Origin of the sequence: Pseudomonas fluorescens, assembly GCF_012974785.1 — a bacterium.
Classification (GTDB): domain Bacteria; phylum Pseudomonadota; class Gammaproteobacteria; order Pseudomonadales; family Pseudomonadaceae; genus Aquipseudomonas; species Aquipseudomonas fluorescens_BT.
In genome coordinates, this window is sequence record NZ_CP027561.1 from 4554431 (window position 1) to 4567848 (window position 13418).

Annotated in this window: 13 protein-coding genes; all 13 read right to left on the bottom strand. The window is 61.6% G+C overall.

Annotated features, from left to right (window positions below; translation table 11 throughout):
• Positions 1–17: 17 nt before the first annotated feature.
• Positions 18–947: a PfkB family carbohydrate kinase gene (locus tag C6Y56_RS20530; protein ID WP_169431421.1), complete on the bottom strand. Its 930-nt coding sequence runs from the start codon at positions 945–947 to the stop codon at positions 18–20.
• Positions 940–2406, bottom strand: coding sequence for a purine-cytosine permease family protein (locus C6Y56_RS20535; RefSeq protein WP_085683520.1), 1467 nt, complete (start codon positions 2404–2406; stop codon positions 940–942). Before C6Y56_RS20535 ends, C6Y56_RS20530 begins: the two co-directional genes overlap by 8 nt.
• 148 nt (positions 2407–2554) lie before the next feature.
• Positions 2555–3553 (bottom strand): ADP-ribosylglycohydrolase family protein, encoded by a 999-nt coding sequence (locus C6Y56_RS20540; protein ID WP_169431422.1) that lies wholly within the window; start codon positions 3551–3553, stop codon positions 2555–2557.
• The gene (locus C6Y56_RS20545; RefSeq protein WP_169431423.1) at positions 3550–4263 is read right to left on the bottom strand and encodes a GntR family transcriptional regulator; all 714 of its coding nucleotides are present in this window, start codon (positions 4261–4263) and stop codon (positions 3550–3552) included. Before C6Y56_RS20545 ends, C6Y56_RS20540 begins: the two co-directional genes overlap by 4 nt.
• A gap of 282 nt (positions 4264–4545) precedes the next feature.
• Positions 4546–5514: an L-arabinose ABC transporter permease AraH gene (gene araH, locus C6Y56_RS20550; RefSeq protein WP_011335422.1), complete on the bottom strand. Its 969-nt coding sequence runs from the start codon at positions 5512–5514 to the stop codon at positions 4546–4548.
• A gap of 12 nt (positions 5515–5526) precedes the next feature.
• Entirely contained in the window at positions 5527–7071 is a 1545-nt protein-coding gene (gene araG / locus C6Y56_RS20555) for an L-arabinose ABC transporter ATP-binding protein AraG (RefSeq protein ID WP_169431424.1), read from the bottom strand.
• A 56-nt stretch (positions 7072–7127) separates the two neighbouring features.
• Entirely contained in the window at positions 7128–8132 is a 1005-nt protein-coding gene (locus tag C6Y56_RS20560; protein WP_085647456.1) for a substrate-binding domain-containing protein, read from the bottom strand.
• Between the two features lie 144 nt (positions 8133–8276).
• Entirely contained in the window at positions 8277–9095 is an 819-nt protein-coding gene (locus C6Y56_RS20565) for an SDR family oxidoreductase (protein ID WP_011335425.1), read from the bottom strand.
• Positions 9096–9365: 270 nt separating this feature from the next.
• Entirely contained in the window at positions 9366–10241 is an 876-nt protein-coding gene (locus tag C6Y56_RS20570; protein WP_169431425.1) for an SMP-30/gluconolactonase/LRE family protein, read from the bottom strand.
• A 25-nt stretch (positions 10242–10266) separates the two neighbouring features.
• Positions 10267–10983, bottom strand: a complete 717-nt coding sequence (locus tag C6Y56_RS20575; RefSeq protein WP_007950814.1) for a FadR/GntR family transcriptional regulator — start codon at positions 10981–10983, stop codon at positions 10267–10269.
• Positions 10984–11084: 101 nt separating this feature from the next.
• Positions 11085–11645, bottom strand: a complete 561-nt coding sequence (locus tag C6Y56_RS20580) for a DUF1285 domain-containing protein (RefSeq protein WP_169431426.1) — start codon at positions 11643–11645, stop codon at positions 11085–11087.
• 15 nt (positions 11646–11660) lie between these two features.
• Positions 11661–12266, bottom strand: coding sequence for a DUF4823 domain-containing protein (locus C6Y56_RS20585; protein WP_169431427.1), 606 nt, complete (start codon positions 12264–12266; stop codon positions 11661–11663).
• Between the two features lie 120 nt (positions 12267–12386).
• Complete coding sequence (locus C6Y56_RS20590; protein ID WP_096820964.1) at positions 12387–13355, bottom strand: GTP 3',8-cyclase MoaA; 969 nt, start codon at positions 13353–13355, stop codon at positions 12387–12389.
• Positions 13356–13418: the final 63 nt, after the last annotated feature.

Consider the following 13418-nt stretch of genomic DNA (forward strand, 5'->3'; position numbering starts at 1 on the left):
GGCCTTTTCGCGATCGATCAGTGATCGCAAGTCTCACGGATCAGCGCATCGACTTGGGCAGTCCCCGGTGCGGTCGCCGGGCCCCAGCGGGTGACGGCCAACGCAGCCGCGGCGTTGGCGCGCCTTGCGGCTTCGTGAGCGGACAGCCCTCGCGCCAGTCCAGCGACGAATACGCCTGCATGCGCGTCACCCGCGCCGTTGCTGTCCACGGCTTGCACTTTGAAACCCGGTACATGCCGGCGTTCGCCGCGCTGGTGAGTCCAGCAACCCTGCGGGCCGTCGCGCACCACCATCAGCACATCCTGTGGCAGGTGCACGGCCAAGCGGTCCAGCGCTGTTTCGATGTCCGCCGCGCCTGTGAAACGCAGCGCCTCGACGCTGTTGCTGGTCCACACATCGATGCGCGGCAGCAACGCCTGCATCATCGGTGAGTCCGGCGATTCCACCAGCGGGCCCGGATCGAACACCACGTTGATCGTCCTCGGCAGCGCCAGCGTCCAGTCCAGCAACGCCTGGGCCTTGCCGCTGTGCAGCAGGCTGTAGCCGCTGACGTAGACGTAGTCCCCCGCCTCGGCTGCAACGCTGTTCAGCTCCGCCGCCGTGACCTCGCCTTCAGCGCCGATGTAGGAAATGAAACTGCGCTCGGCGGACGCATCGGTCAGCGCCACGCAGATCCCGGTGTCACGCTCTGCAGGCTGGTCGATGCCCATGCGGATGCCTTCGGCGTTCATCGCCTGCCGCGCCAGATCGCCGAACCGACCGTTGCCGTGGCGGCCGAGATAGACCACCGGCAAGCCATTGCGCGCGGCGGCGGCCATCACATTGAAGCCGCCGCCGGCTTCGAAACTGGCGGACTGCGCCAGCACGTCACCGCCAATTTGCGGCAGCGCATCCACGGCCATGACCAGGTCAATGATGACCTGGCCGGTGTGCAACATCTTAGGCATGAGCATTCTCGGATTGCGCAGCGCGGCGATCTCTCGCCCCGCCGAGTACGAAGTAAATGCCGCCGGCGACCACGAAGGTCACGATCCAGCCGAGGCCGTTGTGGCCCAGCCACGAGTCGGACAGGAAACCCTTGAACCAGACATTTTCAGCCGTGGTGCCGATGGTGGTGAAACTGAAGCCCAGCACGATGGCAATCGCCCACGCGCCGAATGCGCGCCACTCGATGCCGCCGCTGTACCAGTAGGCGCTGCTCGGGCTGACGTCGAGCAGATCTTTGGGGCTGTAGTAGTGACGGTGAATCAGGTCGACCACGAAGATCCCGACCCACGCGGTGATCGGTACCGCCAGCAGCGAAATGAAAGTGATGAACGGGCCGTAGAAACTGTCGGCGATCAGCATGAAGTAGATCGAACCGGCGAAGATCGCGACGATGTCGACCACCACCGCGTACACGCGTTTGACCTTCAGGCCGAGGGTCAGCGTGGTCAGGCCGGCGGAATACACCGACAGGTTGTTCGACAGCAACAGACCACCGAACGCGGTGATCAGATACGGCACAGCCATCCAGGTGGGCAGCATGTCGCGGATCGCCACGATCGGGTCAGTCGCCGACGCCAGGTCGTTGTTGCCCACCGAGAGCAGGCCGCCGAGGGTGATCAGCAGTACCAGCGGAATACCCGCACCGAATGCTGCAGATGCAACCAGGCGCACGGCTTTGACGCTGCGATGCTGATAGCGCGACATGTCGGCGCCGGCGTTGGCCCAGCCGATCCCGGTGCCGGCGGCCATGGTGCCGATGCCGATGATCATCGCGCTCATCGGCGCTGGCGTGGCATTGAACACCGCGCTCCAGTCGATGGTCGCGCAGAGGAAGCCGCCGACCAGAATGTTCAGCGCGCCGAACACGTAGGTCGCCCATTTCTGGATCACCAGCAAGGTGGCGTGGCCGAGGCCGGAAACCGACAAGGTCAGCAACACGAAAATCGCGATGAAAATCAGGGTCAACACCGGCGCGCTTTTGGCTTCAACCGGCGAGCCAAACAGGATCGAGCACAACGACAACAGCACGAACGCCGCGGTGGTGGTATTGACCGTTTCCCAGCCCAGGCGCGACATCAGCGACACCAGCGTCGGGCCGATATTGCCGCGCACACCGAAGATCGCCCGGGACAACGTCAGGCTCGGCGCACGACCGCGGCGGCCGGCAATCGAGATGATCCCCACCACCGCGAACGAACCGGCAGCACCGAGAATGGCGACGATAATCGCCTGCCAGATCGCCAGGCCGCGAAACGCAACCAGCGTGGCGCCCAGCGGCAGGCCGAGGATGGAAATGTTGGCCGCGAACCAGACCCAGAACAGTTGCAGCGGATGGCCGTTGCACTCGCCTTCCGGCACCGGTTCGATGCCCCGGGTTTCCAGTTGCCCGGCGCTTTGCCCGGCGTTCGATGAACTCATGAAAAATGCTCCTGTTTGCCTTTATTGTGGTTGTGGCAATGACGCAGAACGACCAGACATCCCGCCCTTCCTGGGCCTGTCTGCGCGATCCATTGCGGGTGAAAATTCGAGATTTGTGGTGCGCCATTTCGCGATGACGCCAGTTCAATCAGCGCAAGGCCAACAGCCCCTGCACCAACGGTTCCAGCTCCAGATCGTTGACGGCCTTCACCGTCTCGATCATCGGTGCCGGCCAGCTCTGCAGGCCCAGGCAGGCCCCGAGCATGGCGCCGAGAATCGCGGCGATGGTATCGGTGTCGCCACCCAGGCTCGCGGCCATGCACAGCGCATCGAACGGCGTCATTTCACCGACCGCGACTTGCTGCGCGAGGGCGAACGACACCACCACCGATTCCTGCGAGGCCACCGAGGTGCCGATCACGTCGTACAGCAGATCCGCGAGCAACACCGGGTCGCTCTCGACACTGATGCTGCGCGCCCAACTGATCCGCGAAGCGATGCGCCCACCGGCCACCCAGTGCCCGTGGGTTTCCGCTTGCTGAGCGATCTGTTGGCCGAGGTTCAGCGCCGCGCCCAGATCGAGGCCGTTGATGCCGGCCGAAACCACCGCCGCCACCGCTGCCGCGCTGGAAATCCCCAGCGTGGTGTTGTGAGTGACCTGACAGGCCTGCACCACCGCCGCGATGAAGCGCTCCGGATCGGCGACATCCGCCGCGATCCCCACCGGGGTGATGCGCATCGCTGCGCCGTTGGTGGTGCCGTAGCGCCCGGCCTCTTCCGGCGAATGGCCGGCGAGGATCATTTCGATTGCACGTTTGGTCGACGGACCGAGCAAGTCCTGCGAGCCCTTGGCCTGCATCTCGGCTTCCCATTCGATCAACCGTTGCGCGAGCACCGCCGGCTCGATCCGGCCCTTGCCTTCGATCAGCAACTCGCCGACCAGAATCGCCTGTTCGGTGTCGTCAGTGATCGAGCCTTTGGGCATGTTCGCGGCAATCGGTTGCAAGGGGCCGGCATCTTGCAGATCGGTGATCTGGCCGAAGCGCTGCTTGATGGCTTCGCGGTTCAGCGATTGCGTCGGCATGCCCAGCGCGTCGCCCAGGGCCAGGCCATAAAACGCGCCCAGGGCACGGTCGAGGGCGGTCATTTCGATTCTCCAAATTGCAGGTGCAGACGGAAATGCACCGGGTCGAGCAGGCTTTCAACTTGCTCCATGAAGCGGTTTTGCCGGTCGTAAGTGGTGCGCAGCGCTTTCAGAAACACCGTGCCTTCAGGGCGCCCGAGCAGTTCGGCATCGACAGCGTTGAGCGGCTCGGCGCCGATCCACTGGTCGCCGCGCTCGCCGATGTAACCGTAGGCGGCCAGGGTGATGGTCAGGGAGTTATCGATCAGGCCGACTCGCGGCAGGCTTTCCAGGCCTCCGCTGGCGGGCATCAGAGAGCGTTCAAGGGACACCGCCGTGCCATCGTTGGAACGGCGGCGACGTTCGAGAAGAATGAATTGATCGGAGCCGAAACGCGGCAGCAGATCCTCGCGGGTCACGGCTTCCAGGCGCAACACGTCGGTATTGATCATCGCCCCGCTGTCGGCCAAGGCCTGAGCCCAGCCACTGCGCTGATCCAGCGCCACCCCGTCAAACGTGACGATGGAACCGACCCCGCTTTGCGTGGCGATGTAATTGCGCCGCTTCAGTTCGGCCAACGCTTCGCGCAACGTGCCACGGCTGACGTTGAATTCCTGAGCCAACTGATGCTCGCCGGGCAACAGAAAGCCGTCCTCCATGAGGCCGCTTTCGATGCGTCGGACGAGCTCGTCGACCACCCGTTGTTTCTTGTCAAATCGTACCTGTCTAATCATGTACAAAGTGATAACCGAAACGGGTTGGGACGGGCAAGGGAAATTTTGGGTGGGGTGACGGAAGGCGGGAAGATCAAGAGCGCCCTCATCGGAACGCCGCCCGCCTAGCCCTCTCCCGAGGGAGAGGGGACTGAATGGGGGATATTCGGGAGGTACGCCGACCTGAAAAGGCTTTGCCGAATCCTTAATCGACTGGATTCTTCAGGTCAATGTAGAGTGCAAGACACCTCGGTCGGCTCCCTCTCCCTCCGGGAAAGGGCTGGGGTGAGGGAGCTTTTGATCTTAGCGTTGCTTGAGACGGTCGATAACCACAGCCAGCAGCAGAATCGACCCTCGAATCACGTACTGGTAGAACGTGTCGATATTCTTCAGGTTCATCGCATTCTCGATAATCGCCAGAATCAAGACCCCGGCAATCACATGCCGGATCATCCCGATCCCGCCACTCAGCGACACTCCGCCCAGCACGCAGGCCGAAATCACCGTCAGCTCAAAACCCTGGCCGATCATCGGCTGACCCGAAGTCATCCGCGACGCCAGAATCACCCCGGCCAACGCACCAATCACCCCATGCACGGCGAAGATGATGATCTTGGTTCGATCAACATTCACCCCCGCCAGCAACGCCGCTTCCTGGTTGCCGCCGATGGCCATGGTGTTGCGCCCGTAGGTCGTGTAGTTCAGCAACCAGCCAAAAAACAGGAAGCAGACGATGGTAATCAGAATCGGCACCGGTACGCCGAACAACTGGCCGTTGCCGAACACGAAAAACGATTCCTGCGATACGCCCACCGCTTTGCCATTGGCAAAGATGTAAGCCAGGCCACGGACGATCTGCATGGTCGCCAGCGTCGTGATCAGCGCATTGACCCGCAACTTGGCGATCACGATGCCGTTGATCAGGCCGACGATCAGGCCCATCACCAGCGCCGCGCTGACGCCGAGAAACACGCTGTTGGTGTCGCGCATCACCACCGCTGCGACCACCCCGGCGCAGGCAATCACCGACCCCACCGACAAGTCGAAGTGCCCCGACGCCAGGCAATACAACATGGTGCACGCGGCGATCCCGGTGGTGGAAATCGCCAGGCCCAGGCCACGCATGTTCAGCGGCGAGAGGAAGTTGTCGATCAGCAAGGTGCAGGCGACAAAAATGCCCACCGCCGCCAGCAGCATCACCCAGTCATCGAGAAAGCGCCGCATATCCAGGGGTTTGCGCTCGGTCGGCAGGGTTTCGTTTTGGGTTGTCATCATAGTCACCTCTCAGTTCGCCACGCCGTCAGCGCGGTGGCGCGGCAAAGCCAGTTGCAGCAGGTTGGATTCGTTGGCCTGGTCGCGGCTGACTTCGCCACGCAGGGCGCCCTCGCACAGCACCAGAATGCGGTCGGAAATACCCATCACTTCCATCAGATCGCTGGACACCACGATCACCGAAATACCGTCGGCGGCCAGGTTATGGATGATCTGATAGATCTCGGCCTTGGCACCGATGTCGATGCCGCGGGTCGGCTCGTCGAGCAGCAGGACTTTCATCGGCATCGACAGCCAGCGGCCGAGAATGGCTTTCTGCTGATTGCCACCGGACAGGAACTTGATCTGTTGCCCGGCGTGGGGCGTTTTCACTTTCAGGGCCTTGATCTGTTTCTCGGCATTGCCCTTTTCCCAGATCCCGCGCAGCAGGCAACCGAGCCCGGAATGCGCGCCGCGTGCACTGATGTTGATGTTCTCGGCGACGCTGGCGAGCGGGATGATGCCTTCCTTCTTGCGATCCTCCGGGCACAGCAGAATCCCGGCGGCAATCGCATCGCGGGGCGAACGCAGTTTCAGTTCATGGCCGCGCAATTCCAGGCGTCCGGCAGTGTTGCGCTCCAGACCACTGAGCAGCCGGAACAGCTCGGTGCGCCCTGCCCCGACCAGTCCGAACAGCCCCAGAATCTCGCCTTTGTGCGCATCGAAACTGATCGGCTCGCGCAGGCCCGGGCCGAGCAATCCATCGACTCTCAATGCCACTGCGCCACGGGGGCGACCGCGATAATCGTAGATGTCCTGAATGTCGCGCCCGACCATGCAAGTCACCAGTTGATCGTGGGTCAGCTGGCTCATGTCGTCGAAGGTGCGCACGTAGCGACCGTCCTTGAACACCGTCACCGCGTCGCAGATGCGGAACACTTCCTCCATGCGATGGGAGACGTAGAGCACCACTTTGCCCTCGTCGCGCAGCCGGCCGATGATTGCCATCAAGCGGTCGATTTCCCGCGCCGAGAGGCTGCTGGTCGGTTCGTCGAAGGCAATCACATGGGCGCCACGGGACAACGCCTTGGCGATCTCCACCAGTTGCCGCTGGCCGAGGGACAGGCGTCCGACCTTGGTCTGCGGGTCGATTTCATCGGCCAGGCCCTTGAGGCAAGCCAAGGCTTGCTGACGCAGCGCGCCACGATTGATCAGGCCGAAGCTGGCCGGCAGGTGACCGAGGAACAGGTTCTCGGCCACGGTCATTTCCGGCACCAGATGCAACTCCTGGTGAATCACCGCCACGCCGCTGCCGATGCTGTCGGCGGTGGACTTGAAGGCCATTGCCCGCTCACCGATCTGCAACTCGCCGCTGCTCGGGATGTAGGCACCGCCGAGGATTTTCAGCAGGGTCGATTTGCCGGCGCCGTTCTCGCCCATCAAGGCGTGAACCTGCCCGGGGTGAGCGACGAAACTGATGCCGTCCAGCGCCTTCACGCCCGGGAAGGTCTTGCCGATCCCGTTGAAACGCAGGCTGCCGCTGGCGCTGTGTTCTTGTGTTTGTACTTGCGCGTGCATTTAAGCCACCTCATCACACCGTTCAAACGGCCCGGCTGCCCGGGCCGTCGCTGCCGTCAGTTCCACAGGCCGATCTTTTCCAGCTCCTGCTTGAAGTTGTCGCGGGTGATCAGGGTCACGTCGTCCATCGCGGTGTACTTCGGCGGTTCTTTGCCGGTGGTGACCCACTCGTACATCATCTCGGCGGTCTTGTAGCCTTCGATGTGCGGGCTCGGCAGCATCGAACCGTAGAAGCCACTGTTGGGCTTTTTCAACTCGCCGATGGCGTCGGTGCCGTTGATGCCGATGCCGATCACGTTGGCCGCAGCAAACCCGGCGGCTTCGGTGGCGCGCACGCCGCCCAGCACGGTGTTGTCGTTCATGCCGCCGATGATCAGGTTCTTCGCCGCGCCCGGCAGCTTGACCAGCGCCGAGTTGGTGGCGTCCATGCTGCCCGGTACGTCGAGGGTTTTCAGAGCGGCTGTCAAAATGTGATCTTTCGGCATGCCCGCGTCTTCGAGCGCCTTCATCGAGCCGTCGGTGCGCTTCTTGCCGGTGTCGAGTTCGTTGTAGGTGTTGACCACCGCGTAGGTGTCTTTCCAGTCCCAGTTACGCTTTTTCGCTTCGGCGGCCATCGCGGCGCCCTGCTTCTGGCCGACTTCGAACGCGGCCATGCCGAGGTACGGCACGTCTTCCATGAACTTGCCATTGGCGTCGACGAAGCGGTCGTCGACGGCAATCACTTTCAGATCATTGAGTTTGGCCTTGGCCATGATCGCTGGGCCGAGGGACACGTCCGGCGGGCAGATGACGAAGCCCTTGGCGCCATTGGCTGCGAGGCTGTCGATGGCCGAGAGGGTTTTCTCGCCGTCCGGCACGGCGATCTTGATCAGTTCGAAGCCCTTGTCCTTGGCGGCTTTCTCGGCGAAGGCCCATTCAGTCTGGAACCACGGCTCTTCAGCCTGCTTGACCAGAAAACCGATCTTCACCGGATCGGCGGCCAGCAGCGAACTGCTCAGGCTGAACGCAGTGACCGCCAACGCGGTACTGCACAGGGTACGAATCCCGAAACGACGTTTCATAAGCAGACTCCTTGTTATTTTTCTTGAGCGTTATTTGAAAAACGTTAAAGCGGTCGAAGCGTTTCCTGCGCATCATGACGAAAATAGTCATATCGTATGATGATTGGATTTCAGGCGGACCTTTCCACCTGAAATCCGCTTTTCTCAGTCGTGGTACATCACCGAGCGGCCACCATCGATGGTGATGCACGAGGCATTGATGAACGGCGCTTCATCACTGGCCAGGAACACGGCGGTCATCGCCACTTCAATCGGCTGGCCGATGCGTTTCGGCGGATGCAGATCGAAAGCGCGCTGGCGTTCGGCGTGCGGGTCGGCGAAGCCGTTCCAGTAATCGACGTTGAGCTGGGTTTCGATGTAGCCCGGGGCGATGGCGTTGACACGAATGCCCTTCGGCGCGTACTCGATACCCAGCGCGCGGGTCAGCCCGAGCAGGCCGTGCTTGGCCACCGGGTAGGGGAAGCAGCCGGGAATGATGTTTGTCGAATGGGTCGAGGCAATGTTGATGATGCTGCCGATGCCCTGCTCGATCATCTGCGGCAGCACGGCTTTGCAGCCGTACCAGGCGCCGTCGAGATCAATGGCGAAGCAGCGTTTCCAGTCTTCTTCGGTCATTTCCAGCGGATCACGGAACACGTTGACCCCGGCGCAATTGACCAGCACATCGATGCGACCGTGCAGTTCGATGGCCAGTTTGGCCATGGCGTGCAGATCCTGCTGACGCGATACATCGGCCTTGATCGCTTGCACGTCGGCGCCCTGCTCGCGCCAGTGCGCGGCGACTTTCTCGACCTTTTCGGCCTGGATATCGCTGATCACCAGTTTGGCCTGTTGCGAGGCAAAGGTCGCGACGATTGCTTCACCGATGCCTTGGGCGGCGCCGGTCAGCAGCACGACCTTGTTTTTCAGGCGCTCGCCTTTCGGTGGCTCGGGCACGGGCGGCAGGGACAGAGGTTCAGCCATGGATCAGGACTCCTGTTCGAAAGCATAAAAAAACCGGGCATCTGACGATGTCCGGTCTGGAAGGCTTGTGGAACAAAACAGGCGAGCGCACGCCACGGAACCGAAACGGCCCGAAGCGCTGACTCCGCTGTGGAGTGCGATGAAAATTCGCTGCATCACTTCACCTGTTTTGTTCTTTTTAAGTGTGAGTGCGTGTTACTGCTGGAGCCGACTATAAACCCGACCGCCAAATAATCTCAATATATAATTTTGCATCCCATATTTTGGGATTTAACTGGCAAATCGCGTACAGAGCTTTCCGGCAACATCAACCCGCATCGACAGCACGGCGCCGTCCAGCGAGTGGTTCAGCGGACTTTTGGCGCTGGTGATGTACAGCGTTTTCAGGTCTGCGCCGCCAAATACACAACTGGTCGGGCGGCTGATCGGCAGGTCGATCTTGCGGTCGATCTGGCCATTCGGTGTCAGGCGCAGCAGGCAACTGCCGTCCCAACGGGCATTCCACACGTAGCCTTCGGCGTCCATCGCCGAACCGTCCGGGCCGCCGTTCTGATCGGCGCTGTACCAAGGCTGGGCGGTGTCGAGGTTGCCGTCGGTGTGAATGAAGTAGCGGTACAGCGTGCTGTCGAGGCTGTCGCCGAACAGCAACGTGGTGCCGTCGTCACTCCAGAGCAGCGTGTTGGGAATGCCAAGACCCCGTAGCAACGGCGTGACTCTTTTGTCCGGATCAATCCGGAACAGCCCGCCGGAACGACGGGTGATCGGCAGATCCTCGCCGTGTTCGCCGATGTTGTTTTGCATGGTGCCTAGCCACAAGCGGCCCTGACCATCGCAGCGCGCTTCGTTGGCACGATTGCCCGGTTGCGGATCGGCGACGCAGAACAGCGACAGTCGCGGTTCAAGTCCGGGAGAATCCAGATCAAGTCGGTAGACGCCGCTGCTCAGGGTCACCAGCGCATCGCCGCTGGCGCAGGGAATGAACGCCGAGACGTGTTCCGGCATCTGCCAGATCTGCACGTTCTGCCCGATCAGCCGCAGCGCCTGCCTGCCAGCGATGTCCACCCAGTACAGCGCCTGAGTCGGTGCGTCCCAGAACGGGCCTTCGCCCAGTTGCGCCCGATGCTCTGTCACCGCAGTCCACGTCATGCAACCTCCTGTCTTGTTGTTTTTGTCAGCTGGCTTTCTTGTCGGCCATCACCTGCGGGTAAAACCGCTTGATGGCCAGGTCGGCATTGTCGATCAGGGTCATGCAGGCCCACACCCCGCGCGCGGCATCCCGGGCGGCGATGGCGTCGGCCATGTCTTTGTGGATGGGCAGTGTCCGGCGCAATTCGTCGGGGTCGGCTGCGGAAACTTCGAAAGACACGGCGAGCAGCGCGCCGAGGGCCGGCACCATTTGCTCGATGAATTGATTATGGCTGGCGGCGAGTATGCATTCGTGGAAGAACTGGTCGGCACGGTTGTAATCGATGCCGCTGTCCACTGCCCGCTCAAGCGCGTTGTAGGCCTGCTGCACGGCTTGCACCTGTTCCACGGTCGCCCGCTCGCAGGCCCAGCGCACCGCCATCGGTTCGATGGTGCGGCGCAGGTCGAGCAGGTCATCGACGAAGTTTTCCGGCAGGCCGCTACGTGACAACCAGCCCACGACTTGCGGATCGAACAGGTTCCAACGCTTGATCGGCAGCACCCGCGTGCCGACTTTCGGCCCGACTTCAAGCATGCCTTTGGCGACGAGGGTCTTGATGGCTTCGCGGATGACGGTGCGGCTGACCCCGAGCTGCTCGCCCAGATCGGCCTCGACCTTGATCGCCTGCCCCGGTTTTACCTGGCCGGCGGCGATCCAGGCGCCCAGCCAGTCAACCGTTGATGCGTGAAAACTGCTCGACATGGACACCCCGAAGCCGTTCGCTGTGAGTGTCTACGCTAATCATCATACGATTGGGAGTCAACGACAAAAAACCGCAGCCTGCTTTCACAGACTGCGGTTTCTTAGGGTTCGAGGCCGATGCGGAAGAATTCGCCGCTACTCCAGACGCCGAGCCAGCGCTGGCCATCGATTTCCCGGCTGACTGCCAGTTCAACCAATTGGTAGAACACGTTGCGATGGATCAGCGCTTCGAGGTTGGTGCGTACATGCACATAAGGGGCTGGTTCTTGAGTGACCGGGTCGATCTCGACGCGGAGCGGATGTTGCGCGCCGGCCTCGGTGGTTTCATCGACATTGGTGGTAAAGCGCAGCACTTGCGACTCGCCCTCGCCTTCCACCTCGACGGCAATCGCCACGAAGGGCGCGTCATCGACCTTGATCCCGACTTTCTCAACCGGCGTGATCAGGAAGTAATCATCGCCATCGCGGCGGATGATGGTGGAGAACAGCTTGACCATCGGCTTGCGCCCGATCGGCGTACCCAGGTAATACCAGGTGCCGTCGCGGGCGATGCGCATGTCGATGTCGCCGCAGAAGTCCGGGTTCCACAAGTGCACCGGCGGCAAGCCTTTGGTTTTGGGGATTTGCCCCAGCAGGTCATTGGCTTTTTGCGGGCCACTCATGGCGTACTCCTTGAATTACTGGTCCCCGACGCCCAGCAGGCTGCGCGCATATTGCGCGAGCGGTGGGCCGATCAGGTCTTCGGGCTTGTTATCGTGGAACGTCAGTAAACCGCCACGACTCTTGATCCGTGCAGTATCAATCAAATACTGGGTGCTGGTCTCGATCAACATGATCTGAATCACGCCGCCGTCGATACCGAGGCGATCCACGGCTTCCTGATCGAGCCACTCATCGGAGTTGCCGATGCGGTCGTCGGCCTTGGCGAAACGGGTGTAAAGTAAGTAATGAGCACCGGCGTCGCGGGCTTCGCCCATCGCCTGGTCGAGGCCTTCCGGCACGCGGGCGCGGCGGACCATCGGGAAGTATTCGACGAAGCCTTTGAAGGCCTCTTCAGCGACTACGTTGGGGCGCGGGTAGGAACCACCCGGCGGCGCGAACGAGCCTTGCGCGATGTAGATGAACGAATCGGGCTGAATACGGAAATTGTTAACGCGGCGGCTGTCGCTGTGATCCAGCAGACCCGCGTCGCTCATCTGGTAGCGAGTCCCTTCGGCCATGTCACTGACAGTCATACAGCCGCCCAGCGCCAAAACGGCCAGCAGCAAAACCAGGCTACGCATCCTAATCCTCCAGAAGCCGGTGACGGAAAACCGGCGAATGGCCGTAGGATGCAGCTTTTGCGCCAGTCCTTGGAAATGTGCAGGTATCCGCTTTGAAATAGAGTTTCTGTGGCGAGAGACTTAGCCGCCGATGATCTTCATGACGGTGGCGCCACCGGAGAATGCGACTTCCTGCTTGTCGCCCAACGCCTTGACCAGTAGTCGTTGCAACGCCGGCAGCGCCTCGTGGCGCGGTTTGTCGAGCAGGTCACCGACATAGTGGCGGTTGCTCGACGACAGGCAGCCATGCAGCCATCCGGTGGACGACAGGCGCAAGCGCGAGCAGGTTCGGCAGAACGGCACGCTTTCGTTGGCGATCACGCCGAAATTGCCCAGACCGGGAATCGCATAGCGAACAGCCGTGGCGTCCACCGGCGCGTCGGTTTGCGCATACTCGTAATGCTCGCCGATCAGACTCAGCAGCTGTTGCAGGCTGACAAACTGTTGCAGGAAGGCATTGGAGTCGGTGGCCAGGTGACCCATTCGCATCAACTCGATGAAACGCAGTTCAAAGCCGCGTTCAAGGCAGTAATCGAGCAACGGCATCACCTGGTCGAGGTTCTGCCCGCGCAGCGGCACCATGTTGACCTTGATCTTCATTCCCGCCGCTGCCGCCTGATCCATGCCATCCAGCACAGTGGCCAGATCGCCACCACGGGCGATGCTGCGGAACGCGCCGGCGTCCAGCGTATCGAGGGAAACGTTGATGCGTCGCAGGCCGGCATCGACCAGCAACGGAAGTTTTTTCGCCAGGAGCTGGCCGTTGGTGGTCAGGCTGATGTCTTCCAGGCCCATCTTGCCGACGGCGCTCATGAACGATTCGAGTTTGGGGCTGACCAGCGGCTCGCCACCGGTGATGCGCAGGCGCTCGATGCCGGCGGCTTCGATCAGATAAGCCACGCCACGTGCCATGGCCTCGGCCGACAGTTCATCCTGCGCAGCCACCAGCCGCTTGCCGTTGGGCACGCAGTAGGTACAGGCGTAATTGCAGGCTGAAGTCAGACTGATCCGCAAATTGCGAAAACGCCTGCCTTGACGGTCAACGATCATGAAGCACTCCGGCGATGGAAAATCGAGCGGCTAAAACTTGACTCACAATTCAAGTTTTAGCAA